Here is an 18,002-nt window from a genome sequence, read left to right as displayed (position 1 = left end):
GGTATAATTGACAGCACCGATATTTTTTAAAAATTCGCTTACAACTTTTGATTTATCTTTTTCAAAAGCCAAAATCATTCTATCTAATATTCTTTTGTTAACAAAATCGCAAAAATACAAAAAAGGTGCAAGAAGCAAAACTTTTTTTGACTTCACATAAAATGAATATTTAAGTATTAGATGGGCGCCAAGTGACCAGCCGATTAACAAATCATTTTCTAAACTCAAAATGTCTGGGGTTTTATCGGGTAAAAAGTCAACAAATGGCACAAAAAATTGTGCTTTCTGCGGTATTTTATTAAAAATTTCCCTAAATCCTGCCCATCCAGAAATAAATGTCATAATGTATTTCCAAGATAAAAAAATGCATCTTTAATTAGTTCTAAGTCATTATCGTCTAAATCTGCTCTTAGTGATATTCTGAGTCTTGAGGTGTTTTTAGGTACGGTTGGCGGTCTTATTGCGCCTACAAATACGCCTTTTTCTAACAGAATTTTTTGGGCAACCAAAACAGCTTTATTTGTTTTTAAAATTACTGGTATTATTTGAGATATTGAATTTCCTACATTAAATCCGAGATTTTTCAAAAAATGCCTTACATTATCAGACATTAAAATCAATTTTTCACCAAGATGAGGGTTTTTTAAAATGTAATTTATACTTGCGAGATTTGCTCCTATAACAGCTGGCGGCAGTGAAGTTGAAAATATAAAGCCCCTTGCAGTGTTAATTAAGTAATCAATTATATCTTCGCTTGATGCTACATATGCGCCAAAACTACCCAGTGCTTTGGAAAATGTACCCATATGGATATCAATTTCATCTGACAGGCCTTCTTTATAGGCATACCCCCTACCCTGTCCGAAAATGCCCGTTGCATGAGCTTCATCTACAATTGTGAGTGCTTCGTATTGCTTTGAGAGTCTTACTATTTCTTTTAAGGGAGCAGCATCGCCATCCATGCTAAAAATAGTATCAGTTATTATTATTTTATTTGATGTATCTTTTTTTAGGAGGTTTTCTAACATTTGCATATCAAGGTGAGCGTATCTGTAAAATTTTGCACCAGATAGTAACATTCCATCTATAATGCTTGCATGATTAAGTTTGTCACAAAAAATAGTTGCATTTTTTGCCAACGCTTGAAGAAGTGAAATATTTGCTACATATCCACTGTTTAAAACTAAAGCTTTTTGTGTGTGTTTAAAATTGGCAACCGTTTCCTCCAGTTTTGCATATATTTCATAGTTTCCGCTTACAATTCTTGATGCACCAGATGAGCACCCATAATTTTTTATAGCTTCAATTGAGTATTGTTTTAAAAAATCATTTTCTGCAAGACCTAAATAGTTGTTTGATGAGAGATTTAAAACTTTTAGGCCATTTAATTCAATGTATTTATTTGCATGATTGCCTATTTTAGGTATTGTGCGATACTGGTCATTGACTTTTATGTGGTTTAAGTTTTGCTTGACTAAATCCAAAACGCTCATTTTTAAATTGTTAAGTTTAATAAATTAACATATTGACAATTAATTCTTTTACACTAATATATTAGCAATGTCAAGTTTTTAAGGAGGATTAATTATGGATTATCCTATATGGCACCCATGTTCGCAGATGAAAGATCATGAAGTATACCCAATTATTCATATCAAAAAAGCTAAAGGCGTTTATCTATACGATGACAAAGGCAATTCTTATATTGATGGGATATCTTCCTGGTGGGTAAATTTATTTGGACACTCAAACAAGCGTCTAAATAATGCTATAAAAAAACAGCTTGAAGTTTTAGAACAGGTAATATTCGCAGGATTTACGCATGATAGTGCACTTGAGCTTAGCCAAAGATTATTAAAAATTGTACCTCAAAACCTTAAAAAGATTTTTTTTGCAGAAATTGGTTCATCAGCTGTAGAAATTAGTTTAAAATTAAGTTATCATTATTTTAAAAATATTGGAATGGAAGGCAAAAATAAGTTTGTTTATTTAGAAAATGGCTATCATGGTGAAACACTTGGTGCGCTTTCTGTAATGGGTGAGGCTCTCTACAAGAATGCCTACGAAGATATTTTGATAAAAAATATTATGGTTGAGTTTCCAAACTGTTACAGATGCCCATTTGGCAAGACAAGGAACAATTGTGATGTTGAGTGCTTTAGTTTTATGGAAAAAACACTTTCAAGCAAAGCAGATTGTGTAGCCGCAGTTATTGTTGAACCACTTGTTCAATTTGCAGGCGGTTTTAAGATGTACCCTGCAAAATACTTATCAAAACTAAGAGAGCTAACAAAAAAACTCAATATACATTTGATACTTGACGAGATTGCAACAGGTTTTGGAAGGACTGGTACCATGTTTGCACTTGAGCAAGCACAAATTGAGCCTGATTTTTTATGTTTATCAAAAGGCATTACTAGCGGTTATTTGCCATTATCTGTTGTACTTACTACAGATGAAATATATAATGCTTTTTATGATGATTATAGTAAAGGAAAGAATTTTTTACACTCACACAGTTATGATGGCAATGCACTTGCATGTGCTTGCGCTTGTGAAACGCTAAATATATTTAAAGATGAAAATGTCCTTGAAAATAATAAAAAGAAATACACTCTAATGAGGCAATTAATCGAAAATTATTTTAAAGATTTTGATTTTGTAGGTGAAATCAGGCATGCGGGCTTTATTAGCGCTATTGAGTTTGTAAAAGATAAATACACAAAAACGCCGATTGATTCATCAGTTAGGTTTGGTTTTAAGATTTATAGAAAAGCGCTTGAAAAAGGTGTATTGCTTAGAAATTTAGGTGATTTAATTTACTTTTTACCACCTTATGTTATAAGTGATTCTCAAATAGAGCAATTAGTTGAAAGTGCCTATCTTGCAACAAAAGAGGTTATAGATGAAAATTTTTGTTAGCGGTACAAATACAAATGTAGGAAAAACGCACTTTTGCGCTTTGCTTTCTAAATATTACAAAAATATGAAAAAAAGTGTAATTTATATAAAGATTATTCAAACAGGCTACCCGGATGACGACGATGCAAAATCCGTATATGAAGCCAGTAAAATTGAAACGCAGACTTTGCTATTTGGTAAAGAGCCTGTAGCACCGTATTTTTTGTATGAAAATTTTCCTATGGATTTTGTAATAGATAAGATAAACAAAAGTAACGCAGATGTGGTTATAATTGAAGGATCTGGAGGGTTGCTTGTGCCATTGGATAAATCTCATACATTTGCAGATCTGGTTGGATTGCTTAACTTAGAAACAATTATAGTTGTACCAAATAAATTGGGGTGTATTAATGATACACTGCTGAATTTGTACTATTGCAAAACAAAAGGTATAAATTTAAGAGGTTTTGCTTTAAATGATTACTTTTTTGATGGCAATGATAATTTTGTTGCGCTTCAAGATTTGACAAATTATGCTTTTAGATATAAATTTAAAACTGAACTGGAGGTTCTATGAATTTCCCAAAAATGCGACCCAGAAGACTAAGAAAAAATCAATATATAAGGGATTTGGTCAGACAAACAAGCTTAAGTGCAGATGATTTTATGTATCCAATTTTCGTTACATACGAAAACGAAAAAAAACCCATACAATCCATGCCTGGTATTTTTCAGTTACCGTTAGAAGAAGCCAAAAAAGAAGCTAAAGAGGCATTTGATATTGGTATAAAATCGGTTATTTTGTTTGGCATACCACAAAAAAAAGATGAGTTTGGAAGCTGTGCATACGATGAAAATGGTATTATTGTAAAGGCAATTAAAGAAATAAAAGATTTTGTACCAGACCTTGTAGTTGCTGCTGATGCGTGTTTTTGCGAGTACACAAGTCATGGTCATTGCGGTGTGATTGATAAAAATGGTTATTTGCTAAACGATGAAACGCTTGAGCTTTTAAAAAAAGAAGCCTATGTATACGCCAAAGCAGGTGCAGATATAATAGCGCCATCTGGTATGATAGATGGAATGGTAGGTGCAATTAGAGAAGCTCTTGATGAAAACAACTTTAAAGATACAATTATTATGGCATATTCTGCAAAGTACGCTTCAAGCTTTTATGGTCCATTTAGAGAAGCAGCTCAATCAGCTCCAAGCTTTGGAGACAGAAAGTCTTATCAGATGGATTATGCAAATAGCAGTGAGGCTATTAAAGAAATTGAACTTGATATACACGAAGGGGCAGATATTATAATGGTTAAGCCCGCTTTGAGTTATCTGGATATTATAAGAATGGTTAAAGATCGTTTTTTTTATATGCCTCTTGCTGGATACAGTGTAAGCGGTGAATATTCTTTAATAAAAGCAGCTGCCCAGATGGGCTGGGTTGATGAGCAAAAAATTGTTGATGAAGTATTAACATCCATTAAAAGAGCTGGTTGCGACATTATAATCACATATTTTGCCAAAGAGTGGATAAAAAACAATAGTTTGCTTAAGATATAATTTATAAAGGGAGGTTTTAGAAATGAGATTTTTTAAAAAACTGTCATTGTTAATTGTGTTAGCCGTTTTTTTAAGCGTTAATGCGTATGCTCAAACAATTAGCTTGCCAAATTTTACACCTATTGCTGAAAAAGTTTTACCCGCTGTAGTAAACATCAGCACAACGCAGGTGGTTAAAGGGAGCGTAAATCCTTTTGGAGAAATGTTTTCTAATAGTCCATTTAATGACTTTTTTAAACATTTTTTTCAAGGATTTCAGCGAAATTACAAAGCTCACTTTTTAGGTTCTGGTTTTATCATTTCAAGTAATGGATATATTTTAACAAACTACCACGTAGTAAAAAATGCTACTGATATTAATGTAACATTAAACACCAATGAGATATATAAAGCTAAAATTGTAGGTTATGATCCTGAAGTTGATATAGCCCTTTTAAAGATTAACCCAAGAAGGCCATTACCTACGCTTGAACTTGGAAACTCAAATAAAATGGAGATCGGTCAATGGGTTTTGGCTGTTGGAAATCCATTCGGTTTAAGTGGTACTGTCACATCAGGTATAATTAGCGCAAAAGGCAGGGTTATCGGTGAAGGCCCATTTGATCATTTTATACAAACCGATGCTGCAATAAACCCTGGTAACTCTGGTGGTCCACTTGTAAATATGGATGGTAAAGTAATAGGTATGAATACAGCTATTATTGCTTCGGGTCAGGGTATTGGTTTTGCTATACCATCCGATACAATAAAGTATGAACTGCCATATTTAATGAAAGGTGAAGTACCAAAAAGAGGCTGGCTTGGCGTTGGTATACAACTATTAACTCCAGAAGTAGCAGATTTGTTAAAACTTAAAAGCTTAAATGGAGCTATAGTAAATGAAGTATTTAAGAATTCACCTGCTGCAAAAGCTGGAATTGAACCGGGTGATGTTATAGTTTCAATGAATGGTAAAAGCATTTATGCACCAGACTTACCATATGATATAGCTTTTACAAAGCCGGGAACTAAGGTAGAGTTAGGTATCATTAGAAATGGTAAGGAAATAACTAAAACAGTTATTTTGGGTCAGCGTCCACAAAAAGAAAATCAAGAACAATTAGAAACTCAGCCTAGCGTACAAAGCAGTGCATATAACACACCATATGGTTTTAGCATTGCAGCCATTAACCCCAATTTAGAGAAAATGTATAACTTAAAAGAACAAAAAGGGGTGGTGATAACATCTGTTGATCCAAATTCATTTGCTGCACTTGCTGGTATTAAACCAGGCGATGTGGTAATTAAACTTGATAATGAGAATGTGTATTCAGTTGAGCAGTTTAAAAACATACTAAAACAAAAACCTAACGAAAATGTTATAAGTATGCTGTTAAAACGTGGTGAATCCACACTATTTGTAACTATTCAGAAAAGTTAATTTTAAAAGGAGAGTTTTTAAAGCTCTCCTTTTTTGAGGTATTTATGGATATAAATGATAAGATAGAAAATATAAGTGCTTTAAGTACAGTTGGAGTTATTAATTTAGATGACTATAAAGGTAAAAAAAATATTGTTTTGTATTTTTATCCAAAAGACAACACAACAGGTTGCACAAAAGAAGCTATGGATTTTAATGCTCACTTAAGTGAGTTTGAGGCTTTAGATACAGTTGTTATTGGGGTAAGTATAGATACTATTGATTCTCATAAAAAATTTGCGTCTAAGTACGATTTAAAATTTCCACTTATTAGTGATTCTGATAAAAAATTAGTTGAATTATTTGATGTAATAAAATCAGAAAGCAAAAGAGGCTCAGCAAAACGAACTACTTTCTTGATTGACAAAAATCTTAATATAGTTTATGTATGGCGTAATGTAAAAGTTTCAAATCATGCTCAAGCGGTTATAGACAAAATTAAAGAGCTAAAATTATAACTTAATGATTAAAGCCTCTTCATTGCAATCTGGAAATAAAGGGCACTTTATACAGTCTTCCCATATTTTCTTTAAAGGGAGGTCTTTTTTGTTAATAAGCGCAAAACCCATTTTTTTAAAAAATTCAATTTGAGTTGTAAGTGCAAATACTTTTTCTATACCTAATGCTTTAGCTTCTTCTAGTTCTTTTTCTACTAATTTTCTACCAAGTCCTTGTTTTTGATAATTTTCATCTATTGTGATAGTGCGAATTTCTGCTAAATTAGGATAAAAAATACGCAGACTGCTTGTAGCTATTACTTTTGAGCCATCTTTTGCAATAAAGAATTCCCTTATGCGTTCAGCTATATCTTCAATGGGTCTTGGCAAAACTACATGGGTTTTAACAAATTTATCAATTAGATTTTTCATTTGAGCGCAATCAGATATTGTTGGTTTTACTATTTCAATCATAGTCTTACCTTAAGTGCCTGAGCATGAGCAAATAAACCTTCATATTCGGCAAATTCTGTGGCAAATGGTGCATCTTTTTTCATTGCTTCATAGCTATAGTGTACTATGCTACTTTTTTTCAAAAAGGTTTCAGCAGATAAAACGCTTGAGAATTTTGCCGTTTGAGATGTAGGCAATGTATGATTTGGTCCTGCAACATAGTCTCCTAGCGTTTCGCATGAGTATTCTCCAATAAATATTGCACCAGCATTTTTAAATGAATTCATAAAAATATATGGATCTTTCACTTGGAGTTCTAAGTGTTCTGGTGCAATTTCATCAATTATATAACCTGCAAGATCCCTGGTAGATTTAATAAATAAAGCATTTAAAGCTGATTTTGAAGTTATATTGTTTCTATTTGTTAATTTTGAAAGCTCAAAGAATTTTTCACTAATTTTTTTTATGCATTCATCATTAAAACTTAAATAATACACTTTTGCGTTTATATCGTGTTCTGCTTGAGATAATAAATCATATGCAGCGTATAATTTTTCGCAATTATCTGCTACAATCATTACCTCAGATGGTCCAGCAACTGAATCTATACCTACTTCTCCATAAACCAATTTTTTTGCAAGAGCAACATAAATATTTCCAGGACCAGCTATAACATCTACTTTTGGTATGCTTTGCGTACCATATGCTAAAGAAGCTATAGCCTGAGCACCGCCAACTTTAAAGATATTTCTAATATTATATAATTTTGCAATATAAAGCAATAACTCATTTATATAGCCATTTTGGGCAGGGGTGCAAATATTTATTTCTTCTACGCCAGCCACATATGCTGGTATTATTGTCATAAGGGCAGTTGAGGGATAAAAAGCCTTTCCACCTGGTATGTATAGTCCTGCTTTTTTTACGCTTGTTATTCTTGTACCCAAAATTATACCATTTTGTTCTATAATACAGGTTTTTGGTAAAAAAGCTCTATGAAAGTTTTCTATTTTTTCTTTTGCATATAAAATTATGTCTTTTTGCTTTTGTGTTATTTTGCTAATGGCTTGTTCAAATTCATAATCATTAACCTTTATATTATCGCTATTTGCATTAAAATTATCGAATTTTTGGCAATACTCAAATAAAGCTTTATCTTTTCTTTCTCTAATATCTTTTATAATTTGCCTAACTGTGTTTTCTTGTTCTTCATAATTATTTTGTTTTAAGTACGATTTAAGTTTTTCAATATCGTCTTTTGTGTATATTTCAAGATAGTTCATAATTTGCTCCTATAATAGTTTTAAAATGTTGTATGCAATTTCTTTTTTACTCATAAATGGTAAATGTTTCGTTTTTCCATCTTTGTAGATTATTGTTACTTCATTATTTGGACTGCCAAAGCCTATATCTTTCCTTGATACATCATTTAGCACGATAAACTCTAACCCTTTTTTGTCTATTTTTGCTTTTGCATTTTCTATTAAGTCATTTGTTTCTGCTGCAAAGCCGATTAACTTGATATGAGGATACTTTTCTTTTAGGGTTTTTGATATATCAGGGTTTTGGACAAGCTCTAATATAAACGTATCCTTATTTTGTCTTTTAATTTTGTAGTTGCTTGTTTGCTTTGGTTTAAAATCAGAAACAGCGGCAGCCATAATTACATATGTGTCTTGTTTGCTTTTTTGTATTTGAATATCAAGTGCATTTAGCATTTCTAGGGCAGTTTTTATATTTATGCGTTTAACACCGAAAGGTGTTTCTAAATTAGAGGGGCCGCTTATTAATATGGATTCTGCACCCATATTAAAAGCCATTTGAGCCAATGCAAAACCCATTTTACCACTTGAATAATTACTAATAAAGCGAACAGGATCAATTTCTTCTCTTGTAGCTGAAGCAGTTGTAATAATTGTTTTTCCCTTAAGCGATTTTTCAAAAAATACTGATTCAATACAATCTTGTATTTCTTCTACTGAAGCTATATGACCTCTACCAACACTATTGCAAGCAAGCTCTCCTACCGTAGGTTCGACAAAAATAAAGCCCCGTTTTTTTAGCAAAGCAATATTTTCTTGTGTTGCGGTATTTTCATACATTTTTGTGTTCATAGCTGGTGCAATAATTTTTGGTTTATCGCTTGCAAGTGTAGCCAGACTTACCGGACAGTCTGCAATTCCATAGGCAATTTTTGCTATAATATTTGCTGTTGCTGGTACAATTGCGATTGCATCTGCCCAATTTGCAAGCTCTATATGAGAAATGCCAAGAAAGCTATTTTCTTGCAAAACATCAGTATAAACTTTATTTGAGCTTAGAGACTCAAAAAGGATGCTTGATATAAATCCTTGAGCTTCTTTTGTCATGGCGACCTTTACTTCAAAGTTTTTTTTTCTTAAAGACCTAATAAGTTCGCAAGCTTTGTAAATAGCAACTGACGCACTAACGCCAATTAGTATTTTTTTTCCTTCAAACATTTTTAACCTCGGATTCAAGCAAATTGAGAATTTCTGGGAGTAATTGTTTTTTTCTGGATAAAACACCTGGCAGGTAATAAATGCCTTCTTCTATTTTTTTGAAAGGCAGTTTTTTCTCTATTGGGTGATTTGAAGTAATAAGTATGCTGTTTGCCGATATTATATCGCTAACAAGCAGCATTGTCCAATCAAGATTTTTTTCTTGTTTTTGTAATTGTATCTGATTAATTAGTTTTTCTTTAATTTGATCCAATGCATTTAAATTTGTTGTTTCAACTTGAGATATACCAAATTTCAAACCAAATTCTTCATACGGTTTAAAATCACTATCTAAAATATCTTTTGGGTTTCTTATAGTTATATCGTCTGATTGGGCAAATAGTGCTTTTGTATACTCTATTGTGTCAACTTGAGCAATCCCTGAAAGCTCGTTAATAACTCTTAAATCAATATCAGTGGTTGTTGGCGATTTTCCCCCAACCGTATCTGACAAAATACCAGAAAGCAATACAATTGCTATTTGTCTTGGTATATCAATATTGTGAAACTTATAAAGCTCGCTTACAAGTGTGCAGGTTGAGCCAACAGGTTTTGCATAGAAAAATATTGGATAGGTGGTTTTTATGGGGGATAATCTGTGGTGATCAATAATTTCTAATATCGTTGCAGTCTCAATTCCGTCTACTGCCTGATTTTGTTCGTTGTGATCAACTAAAATGACTTTGCTTGAGAATTTTTTTATCACATCAGACCTTGTAATTATGCCAGTCAATTGATTATTATCTACTACGCTTAATGCACGGTTTGTGTCTTCAAGTAATAATTCTTTTGCTTTTTCAATATATTCAGTAGAGTTTACATATTGGGCATTTTTGCTTGCAAAACTGTTTACCGGAACTGACAATATAATTTTATGTAATGTTTGAGAAGTATCTAGAGAACTTACATATACATTGCCTTTAAAATTAGAAAAATCAATTGCTTCTAACTCACTTTTTGTTTTAATACCCGTTATTACGATTGTATGAGCTTCGTTTTCTATAGCGTATTTTAGTATTTTTAGTCTTTTGCCAACAATAAGTACCACTTTAGAAATATCTAATTTATCAACAAATTCTTTAAAATTTTCAAAAGGCATTGCACCAACAACAATTTGTGCTTCAACCGGACCTTTTTTGCCTTTTTTATACAAATAGCCAGGTAAAACTTTTTCAAAGTTTTCAATGTTTAGTATGTATGTGAGCCTTTGGTTTATTGTGTTCATAAAGAAATTTGAAATTTCAAAAACACTAACTATGCCTTTGAAATTGTTTTGTTCATCCACAACAGGCAACACACGTATATTTTTATTTTTTATATTATCCATCACTTCAAAAAGCGGTGCATTTTCGTTTACGCTAAAAACATTTTTTGTCATTACATCTTTTACTTTAGGGTATATATCTTTTATTAAAACTGGGGGATTTAAATTAAGGTTTTTAAACACAAACGATGTTTGTTTATTTAAATTGCCGCACCTTGCGCTTATATAGTTATTTTGATTGTCTATTTGATTTTTTAAATAGGCATAAGCAAAAGCTGCGCAAACGCTATCTGTATCTGGATTTTTATGACCTATTACAAAAATATCGCTCAATTTAACCCCCTCTTAGAATATGATTTAATAAATTGTTCAATATTCTTGCTGTAGCCCCCCAAATAATTTCAGATTTGTATTCTATCAAATATGTAGTAAAAATTCTACCTTTATATTCGAATTGTTGAAGCTTTAATGGGTATTTATTTATTAAAAAATCTAAAGGTACGCTAAATACATAATCCACTTCGCTTTTATTTATGCAAAAATTATTATTTTTTAAAATACCTACAAATGGATAGACAATAAAATTTGAACTAAGTGTAACTGTTGGTTCAATCTGACTCAAAATTTCAATATTTTTATGGTCTATACCTATTTCTTCGCAAGTTTCTCTTATTGCAGTAAATTTGACATTTTTGTCTTGAGGTTCTTTTTTTCCTCCAGGGAATGCAACTTGAGCAGAGTGAATTGATCCATCATCAATACGTTTTATAAAGTATATTTCCCAATTATCTTTTTTATAAAAAGGTATCAAAACACCTGCTATGATACCGTTAGATTTTATGTTTTTTGCAATTTTTATATTTTTTAGTATATTTATATCAAACATTTACATAAAGATCTTTTATAGCCTCTTCTAAATAGTTGTATTTGAATTTGAAACCTGTTGATAAAATTTTACTTATGTCTACTCGGCTGCCTTCTAATAGTATATTGGCCATTTCTCCATATAAGCTTTTTAATACAAAAGATGGGACATTAAATGGCCAAAATGGTTTGTGAAGAACTTTTGCAATTGTTTGCATAAATTCTTTGTTTGTTTTTTGATCCATACTTGAGCAATTGTATGCGCCGCTTAAGTTTTCATCCTCAATGGCTTTTAGATAAATGTTTACCAAATCATCAATATGAATCCATGTTACGTATTGTTTGCCACTGCCAAGTGCACTTGCAACACCCATTTTTATGGGCTTTATTATTTTACTTAGCGCTCCTCCGTCTTTGTCTAAAACCATAGAGGTTCTTAGTTTAACTACCCTTGTGTTTAGCAGTTGAAATTGATCGATTGACGATTCCCAGTTTTTACAAACATTTCCTAAAAAATCATCTCCAAAAGGGTCAGTTTCTTTAAATATATGGTTGGATGTCACAGCACCATAGCAACCTACAGCAGACGCACTTACTATACATTTAAAACTTTTGTTTATTTTTTTTGCTGTATTAAATAAAAGATTAGCAGAATTTACTCTGCTATCTAAAATAAGCTGTTTTTGATTTTTGCTCCATGGTTTTTCACCAATATTGGCGCCAGCTAGATGCACAATGCAATCGGATTCTTCTATAGCTTTGATATCAATCTGATTTTGCTCTATATTCCATGTATAAACTTTGTAATTTGAATTTTCCTGTTTTCTGCTAAGTATAGCAACACTGTGACCTTTTTGATCTAAAATTTTAGATAATTTTCTCCCTACAAGACCACTGCCACCTGTAATTAATATATTCATAAATATTCCTTATTTTACTACAATAGGAAGCTCTTTTTCAACTTCAAAATATACAAGAGCTTTTTCTTGTGCTAAAACCTCTGGATCATCGTATTTATGACGCAACATTTCGTTGATTTTATTTTGATCTTTTTCTTCTTTTATTTTTTTTAGGTAAAATCTTTTACCCTGATAGTTTTCCTGTAAAAACATATACGCTGCTTTTGGGTTTGATTGAATATTTGCGTAACTGAGTTTATTTAACATAATAAAAGCAATAGTTTTTTCATCAATTACAAACGGTTTTGCATAAAGTGCTATATCAACATTACCAGATGAATCAGCAGTTGCAAGTATTCCTGTTCCTTTAGTATTTTCAAAAAACTCTTTTAAACTCATAAATACCTCCATAATTTTAATTATAATTTACAGTCTTAATTTTATAAGTCAAGTTATTCAGACTTTGTTAAATTTTTTTACAAACCTTATTTGCCAGATATAGTAAATTAACGGTATTACAATAAGGGTTAATGCAGTTGATATAAATGTGCCAAAAACAAGAGATATGGCAAGTCCTCCAAATACAGGGTCTGTAATCATTATTGCAGAACCAAAAACTATTGCCAGGGCAGTTAATAAAATTGGTCTAAACCTGACAGCACCGGCTTCAATAAGTGAATCTTCAAGAGAATTACCTTTTGACATATAATCTAGCATAAAATCTATCAAAAGAAGCGAGTTTCGCACAACTATTCCAGCCAAAGCAATGACACCTATCATTGAAGTTGCACTAAAATACTGATTTAAAAGCCAGTGGCCCCAGAAAACACCTATAAGTGTCAAAGGAATTGGTATCATAATTATAAAAGGCATCATAAATGATTTGTAATATGCAACTAAAATTAGATAAATAAATAAAAGCGCAACAATAAATGCACCACCTAAGTCTCTAAATACATCCAGGGTAAGACGCATCTCTCCTCCCCAAAGTATTTGATAGCGACTGATATCGTGAGGCTGAGATTGATTTAATCCTAAATTGGCAGTTGTTAATTTTACACCATTTGGCAGTCTGTGGTTATCGAGCCAATTGTTGAGTGTTAATACAGCATAAATTGGACTTGACCTTAAAAGATCACCTTCGATATAAACTACATTATGCTGATCTTTACTAAATATTGGTTTGTTTGCTAAGGTTTTTTCCACATGTGAAATACTTGATAATGGAACGCTTTGACCGTTTGGAAGTGTAATTTGCAAATCCATAATTTGAGTAAGACTTGATCTATCAGATTTTTTAAGTTTGATAATAATATTATGCGGTTCCTGGGCAGAATTTGAATGTAGGCTCGTTACATCAATACCATTTACCAAAGCATTTATTTGGCTTGCTACAGCGTAATCATTCAATCCCATCAATGCAATTTTTTTCTTATCAAGGATAATCTTATACTCGACTACATTTTGACCAACAGAATCATCTACGTTAGAGATACCGTAAATTTTTTTAAAATCCTGTTTTATATAATGTGCACTCAAACGCGCTACATTATAATCAGGTCCATAAAGTTCTGCTAGTACCTGAGCTTGTACTGGGGGTCCAGGTGGTTCTTCAAAAAGCTTTATACGTGTTCCCTCATATTGTTTTTCAAGAGGTTCAATTTGTTTGTATATTGCCTGGGCTATCTGGTGAGAAGTTTTGTTGCGTTTTTGTTTAGATATCAAATTTACCCTGATTTGAGCTAAATTGCTTGCCTTTCTAAAAGAATCGTTTCTAACTAATGCAGCAAAATCTGGCGGTGCGGTTTCCCCTAAAAACACCTGATAGTTTGTAATATATGGGTTTTTAGCAAGTTTATCGCATACTTCTTGAGTTATTTTTTGTGTAAACGCAATTGAAGAGCCATCTTTAGCATCCACTTCTATTAAAAAAGTATTTGTATTGTCGTTAGGCAACATTTTTACACCAACACCAAAAGTGCTTAAAGGTCCATTTAATCCTTGAGGTCTTATAAATTGCCAGGCAGGCAAAAGCAAGCTTATAAATAATGCTACAAGAACAATCCCTAAAAATACATTTCTTTTTACTCTAGATGTAATTAAAGGTGTGATCGTTTTTACATAAGCTTTATGTAAAAAATTTTTATGTTCTTTTGCTTTTGATGAGTATACTTCTTTTTTTAAAAAAATATTTGAAGCCCATGGGACAACAATATATGAAATAAGTAAAGATGTAACCATAGCAATCGGCACATTTATAGGGATTGGTCTCATAAAAGGACCCATCATTCCACCAACAAAAGCCATTGGTACAAATGCTAGAATAACTGCAACTGTAGCAATATTTGTAGGATTTCCTATTTCATTTGTAGCAAGTATTAAAGATTCCTTGAAGTTTTTTACAGGACAACAGCTTATGTGTCTGTGAATATTTTCTATAACAACAATTGCAGCATCAACAAGCAAACCAAGTGATAGTATAAGCGCAAATAATGTAATTCTATTAATGCTTTGCCCTATAAGCCAACCAACACCGAGCACCACAAACACTATTAAAGGTATTGTTATTGTTACAATTCCAGCTTCTTTATATCCCAAAAAAAACAACAAAATAACAACAACTACCAAGATCGATATTCCAAGATGCTCAATTAGTGTATTCACGGCATTATTTGCTTTTTGACCATCATTTTTTGTTATAGTAACGTTTATATTTTCTGGTAGTGCTTCTTTTTCAAATCTATTAAGTTTTTCTTTTATTTGATTTGCAACAACCACTGCATTTCTGCCTGCCCTTTTGGCTAAAGCTATTGTAACAGCTGATTGAGGTAAATTTATATTTTCTTTAGCTGCAAGACCATCGTAAAATATCGAATTTGTATAGGTATGGGCTGGACCTTCAACAATGTCTGCTACATCCTTTAAAAAAATAGGTTTACCATCTTTTGCTCCAATTACAATATTTCCAACATCTTCTGTATTTGTTAGTTTGCTTTCGATTTTGATTGGTATGTTTTTATTATCTGTTAAAATTGAACCAGCACTAAAATTTACATTACTTGCACCAATTGTGTTGATTAATTGATTTACGCTTATGCCATAAGAAGACAGTTTTTGAGGGTTAATCCATGCAATAATTGATTTTGGAAAACCTCCGTATATATTTGTAAGGCCTACATTTGGTACGCTTCTTAACTGTTCAACAAGTCTTAATGCAACTGATCTAAGTTTTTCTTGGGGGAGTGTTTTGGAACTTAGCGTAATTGTCTCTATAGGAACATCATTTATGCTGATAGATTTAACAAGTGGTTGAAGTGTGCCAGGTGGCATTCTATCCATATTGCGCATAATTTGATTATAAAGCTTCAGCAAGCTTTTTTCTTCATCTTGTCCAACATAGAATTGTACAGTTACCATTCCAATATTATCTTGAGCGTAACCGTATGTATGATCAACCCCAGATATAGCAGCAACGATTGCTTCAAGTGGCTTTACTACCTGATTGTTCATTTCCTGAGCATTAAAACCAGGTCTTTGAATAATTATTGTTGCAGAGGGAACGACGATTTCTGGGTTATACATACGCGGTGTTTGATAAATTGCCATAATTCCAAAAATGCTTACCGCTATCATTATTAATAATGTTATTTTAGACTCAAGAAAGCTTTTTGCCAGTTTGCCGGCAATATTGAGCTTATCTATCATCTATTACATCACCATTATTTATTGCAGAGAGGTTTGTGGTTGCAATTTTATCATTTGGTTCAAGACCAGATAGGATTTCTACAAAATTGCCTCTTTGGTGACCGGTTTCTACCATCTGGTAATTTGCAATATTGTTTTTTACAACTATTACACCTTCGATGCCAGCTCTTTTTAAAATACACGATTTAGGCACTAAAATAACTTTTTTATAACCAACAGGAATGAGTGCTATTGCATAATCTCCTGCCTGCACATATTCATTTGGCTCAATTTTTGCTTTTACAAGGTAAGTATGTGTAATATTGTCAGCTTTTGGGGAAATAGTGCTTATAGTTGCTTTAAAAGTTTTTTTGTTAATTTCTATTGGTATTTGTTCCCCAATAGTTATATGCTTTAAAGAATTTTCATCGACATAAAACATTACCTCCAAATCATTTGGATCAATAAGACTTATAATTGGCTGCATGGGAGAAACTACCTGTCCTGCATCGACAAATTTATTTGCTACAACGCCATCAAAAGGAGCCCTGATATTAAAATAGCTCATTACGCTACTTGCGCCATTGTAAGCAGCTTTTGCAGAAAGCAATTGAGCTTTAGCAGTTTTGTATTGCATTTGCATTTTTTCAAACTCTTCTTTAGATATCACATTTTCTTTATAAAGATTTGCGTATCGTTCGTAATTGGCTCTAACAAAATCTAAATTTGCCTGTGCTTGATTAACATTCTGACGCATTTGTTCAATTGTATTTTGGGTTTGTATGGGATCAACTACAACAAGTAACTGCCCTTTTTTGACATGTTCTCCTATATTAACAAGAATTTTATCAACTCTCCCCAGATAAAATGTAAATTGATTAAGAGGGCTTGAAGAAATATTAACATCTTTTTTTGAAATTATCGTAGCAGGAAAGCTTGCATAATTAGTAACTTCAGTTTGTTTTACCGTAAAAAGTTTTGATTGTATATGTTCAATCTTTGGTTCTTGCTTATTATTTGAACAACTCGAAATAAAAATTACAAAAGATAACAATATGAATTGTACTAGTAGTTTCACTGACCCCCTCCACGATTCAAATCGTACCAAAAATTAATAAATTTTCAATCTGAGTATATAATATATGACAAATTTAGTCAACTTTTATATCATTTATATTGCATAATTTTAAACTTAATTTCCAGAGTTTTTCTTGAATATGTAAATTATACGAGATTGCTTTAGATTTTGTAGGAATTGCATTGACAAAGTACATTCCTGTATATGAATTTTTTTGGATTGTTTGAAGTGTTTTTAAGATATTTTGTGCACCTTTTTCTACACTTTCACCAATGGGTCCCCAATTATTGATAAGCATTTTTGTATTTATCACACCAGGGTGAGCTGCATTTACTAAAATACCAATATTTTTTAACCTTTGAGCTAAGTAATAGCTGAATAATATGTTGCAAAGTTTTGATACAGAGTAAGCTTCATTTGGATCATAAGAGCTTGGTTTTTCTAAATCATCAAATTCGATATAATCAGCGTGAATCATAGAGCTGATATTTAAAATAATTTTCGGATAGATCTTTTTTTCTAAAAGTTTAAGTGTAAGATAAAAATGAGACAGGTAATTAACTGCAAATGTAAGTTCAAATCCATCACAGCTTAGTTGATAATTTTTACTATATATTCCAGCATTGTTTATAAGTATATCAATTGGTTGTTTTTCTATTACATAAACTATGTTATCAATTTCTTTTAAACACGCAAGGTCGGCAACAATACCATCGCATCCAATTGTTTTTTTTGTTTCTTCTACTTTTTTTGGATTTCTTCCATGAATAATAACTTCAATTCCATTTGTAGCAAAAAGTTGAGCAGTTTTTTTGCCTATACCATCAGTTGAGCCTGTAATTAATGCTTTCATTTGACAATATCTTTAACCCAGCTAATGGCGG

General features: G+C 32.0%; 16 protein-coding genes and 1 pseudogene. 5 read left to right on the top strand and 12 right to left on the bottom strand.

Translation table 11 applies throughout. The annotated features are described in order from the left end of the window. Positions 1-342: pseudogene (locus Q0C22_RS07690) on the bottom strand (hypothetical protein); the annotation flags it as partial. Then, the gene (locus Q0C22_RS07685; RefSeq protein WP_291493431.1) at positions 339-1,493 is read right to left on the bottom strand and encodes an 8-amino-7-oxononanoate synthase; all 1,155 of its coding nucleotides are present in this window, start codon (positions 1,491-1,493) and stop codon (positions 339-341) included. The pseudogene Q0C22_RS07690 and the gene Q0C22_RS07685, both read right to left, overlap by 4 nt. A 94-nt stretch (positions 1,494-1,587) precedes the next feature. Here Q0C22_RS07685 and bioA point away from each other — a divergent pair, with 94 nt between their 5' ends. The 5 genes from bioA to Q0C22_RS07660 are packed head-to-tail and all read left to right on the top strand — an operon-like array spanning position 1,588 to position 6,378. Further along, positions 1,588-2,922 carry an adenosylmethionine--8-amino-7-oxononanoate transaminase gene (bioA, locus tag Q0C22_RS07680; RefSeq protein WP_291493428.1) on the top strand — a complete coding sequence of 445 codons (1,335 nt, stop codon included), beginning with the start codon at positions 1,588-1,590 and terminating at the stop codon, positions 2,920-2,922. Beyond that, positions 2,906-3,478 carry a dethiobiotin synthase gene (gene bioD / locus Q0C22_RS07675; RefSeq protein ID WP_291493426.1) on the top strand — a complete coding sequence of 191 codons (573 nt, stop codon included), beginning with the start codon at positions 2,906-2,908 and terminating at the stop codon, positions 3,476-3,478. The genes bioA and bioD overlap by 17 nt, the downstream gene beginning before the upstream one ends. After that, positions 3,475-4,461 carry a porphobilinogen synthase gene (hemB, locus tag Q0C22_RS07670; RefSeq protein ID WP_291493424.1) on the top strand — a complete coding sequence of 329 codons (987 nt, stop codon included), beginning with the start codon at positions 3,475-3,477 and terminating at the stop codon, positions 4,459-4,461. The genes bioD and hemB overlap by 4 nt, the downstream gene beginning before the upstream one ends. Before the next feature lie 22 nt (positions 4,462-4,483). After that, on the top strand, positions 4,484-5,881 hold the full coding sequence (locus tag Q0C22_RS07665) for a DegQ family serine endoprotease (protein WP_291493423.1): 1,398 nt from the start codon (positions 4,484-4,486) through the stop codon (positions 5,879-5,881). Positions 5,882-5,925: 44 nt separating this feature from the next. Then, a complete protein-coding gene (locus Q0C22_RS07660) occupies positions 5,926-6,378 on the top strand; it encodes a peroxiredoxin (RefSeq protein ID WP_291493421.1) in 453 nt (150 codons plus the stop codon). Here the strand turns inward: Q0C22_RS07660 and Q0C22_RS07655 are convergent. The 10 genes from Q0C22_RS07655 to Q0C22_RS07610 form a co-directional block, all read right to left on the bottom strand. Beyond that, positions 6,373-6,831 (bottom strand): N-acetyltransferase, encoded by a 459-nt coding sequence (locus Q0C22_RS07655; protein WP_092128584.1) that lies wholly within the window; start codon positions 6,829-6,831, stop codon positions 6,373-6,375. The genes Q0C22_RS07660 and Q0C22_RS07655 overlap by 6 nt on opposite strands. After that, positions 6,828-8,093, bottom strand: coding sequence for a histidinol dehydrogenase (hisD, locus tag Q0C22_RS07650; RefSeq protein ID WP_291493418.1), 1,266 nt, complete (start codon positions 8,091-8,093; stop codon positions 6,828-6,830). Before hisD ends, Q0C22_RS07655 begins: the two co-directional genes overlap by 4 nt. Before the next feature lie 9 nt (positions 8,094-8,102). After that, on the bottom strand, positions 8,103-9,290 hold the full coding sequence (gene coaBC / locus Q0C22_RS07645) for a bifunctional phosphopantothenoylcysteine decarboxylase/phosphopantothenate--cysteine ligase CoaBC (protein ID WP_291493416.1): 1,188 nt from the start codon (positions 9,288-9,290) through the stop codon (positions 8,103-8,105). Then, a complete protein-coding gene (locus Q0C22_RS07640; protein ID WP_291493414.1) occupies positions 9,283-10,926 on the bottom strand; it encodes a putative manganese-dependent inorganic diphosphatase in 1,644 nt (547 codons plus the stop codon). Before Q0C22_RS07640 ends, coaBC begins: the two co-directional genes overlap by 8 nt. 1 nt (position 10,927) lies before the next feature. Then, complete coding sequence (locus Q0C22_RS07635) at positions 10,928-11,479, bottom strand: CoA pyrophosphatase (protein WP_291493412.1); 552 nt, start codon at positions 11,477-11,479, stop codon at positions 10,928-10,930. Beyond that, complete coding sequence (locus Q0C22_RS07630; RefSeq protein WP_291493410.1) at positions 11,472-12,377, bottom strand: TIGR01777 family oxidoreductase; 906 nt, start codon at positions 12,375-12,377, stop codon at positions 11,472-11,474. The genes Q0C22_RS07635 and Q0C22_RS07630 overlap by 8 nt, the downstream gene beginning before the upstream one ends. Positions 12,378-12,386: 9 nt before the next feature. After that, on the bottom strand, positions 12,387-12,755 hold the full coding sequence (locus Q0C22_RS07625) for a pyridoxamine 5'-phosphate oxidase family protein (RefSeq protein WP_291493408.1): 369 nt from the start codon (positions 12,753-12,755) through the stop codon (positions 12,387-12,389). Between the two features lie 57 nt (positions 12,756-12,812). Next, positions 12,813-16,061, bottom strand: a complete 3,249-nt coding sequence (locus Q0C22_RS07620; protein ID WP_291493406.1) for an efflux RND transporter permease subunit — start codon at positions 16,059-16,061, stop codon at positions 12,813-12,815. Next, positions 16,051-17,118 carry an efflux RND transporter periplasmic adaptor subunit gene (locus Q0C22_RS07615; RefSeq protein ID WP_291493404.1) on the bottom strand — a complete coding sequence of 356 codons (1,068 nt, stop codon included), beginning with the start codon at positions 17,116-17,118 and terminating at the stop codon, positions 16,051-16,053. The genes Q0C22_RS07620 and Q0C22_RS07615 overlap by 11 nt, the downstream gene beginning before the upstream one ends. A gap of 73 nt (positions 17,119-17,191) precedes the next feature. Then, the gene (locus Q0C22_RS07610) at positions 17,192-17,971 is read right to left on the bottom strand and encodes an SDR family NAD(P)-dependent oxidoreductase (RefSeq protein ID WP_291493402.1); all 780 of its coding nucleotides are present in this window, start codon (positions 17,969-17,971) and stop codon (positions 17,192-17,194) included. Between the last annotated feature and the right edge of the window lie 31 nt (positions 17,972-18,002).

The sequence above is a fragment of the Desulfurella sp. genome (genome assembly GCF_023256235.1).
Classification (GTDB): domain Bacteria; phylum Campylobacterota_A; class Desulfurellia; order Desulfurellales; family Desulfurellaceae; genus Desulfurella.
The sequence above is the reverse complement of the archived record's forward strand: the minus strand, read 5'-3'. Positions and strand labels throughout refer to the sequence as shown.

What these genes read in the sequence shown, in the direction of transcription:
- Q0C22_RS07685 (WP_291493431.1), bottom strand. Translation starts at nt 1,493, where the DNA reads ATGAGCGTTTTGGATTTAGTCAAGCAAAACTTAAACCACATAAAAGTC.
- bioA (WP_291493428.1), top strand. Translation starts at nt 1,588, where the DNA reads ATGGATTATCCTATATGGCACCCATGTTCGCAGATGAAAGATCATGAA.
- bioD (WP_291493426.1), top strand. Translation starts at nt 2,906, where the DNA reads ATGAAAATTTTTGTTAGCGGTACAAATACAAATGTAGGAAAAACGCAC.
- hemB (WP_291493424.1), top strand. Translation starts at nt 3,475, where the DNA reads ATGAATTTCCCAAAAATGCGACCCAGAAGACTAAGAAAAAATCAATAT.
- Q0C22_RS07665 (WP_291493423.1), top strand. Translation starts at nt 4,484, where the DNA reads ATGAGATTTTTTAAAAAACTGTCATTGTTAATTGTGTTAGCCGTTTTT.
- Q0C22_RS07660 (WP_291493421.1), top strand. Translation starts at nt 5,926, where the DNA reads ATGGATATAAATGATAAGATAGAAAATATAAGTGCTTTAAGTACAGTT.
- Q0C22_RS07655 (WP_092128584.1), bottom strand. Translation starts at nt 6,831, where the DNA reads ATGATTGAAATAGTAAAACCAACAATATCTGATTGCGCTCAAATGAAA.
- hisD (WP_291493418.1), bottom strand. Translation starts at nt 8,093, where the DNA reads ATGAACTATCTTGAAATATACACAAAAGACGATATTGAAAAACTTAAA.
- coaBC (WP_291493416.1), bottom strand. Translation starts at nt 9,290, where the DNA reads ATGTTTGAAGGAAAAAAAATACTAATTGGCGTTAGTGCGTCAGTTGCT.
- Q0C22_RS07635 (WP_291493412.1), bottom strand. Translation starts at nt 11,479, where the DNA reads ATGTTTGATATAAATATACTAAAAAATATAAAAATTGCAAAAAACATA.
- Q0C22_RS07630 (WP_291493410.1), bottom strand. Translation starts at nt 12,377, where the DNA reads ATGAATATATTAATTACAGGTGGCAGTGGTCTTGTAGGGAGAAAATTA.
- Q0C22_RS07625 (WP_291493408.1), bottom strand. Translation starts at nt 12,755, where the DNA reads ATGAGTTTAAAAGAGTTTTTTGAAAATACTAAAGGAACAGGAATACTT.
- Q0C22_RS07620 (WP_291493406.1), bottom strand. Translation starts at nt 16,061, where the DNA reads ATGATAGATAAGCTCAATATTGCCGGCAAACTGGCAAAAAGCTTTCTT.
- Q0C22_RS07610 (WP_291493402.1), bottom strand. Translation starts at nt 17,971, where the DNA reads ATGAAAGCATTAATTACAGGCTCAACTGATGGTATAGGCAAAAAAACT.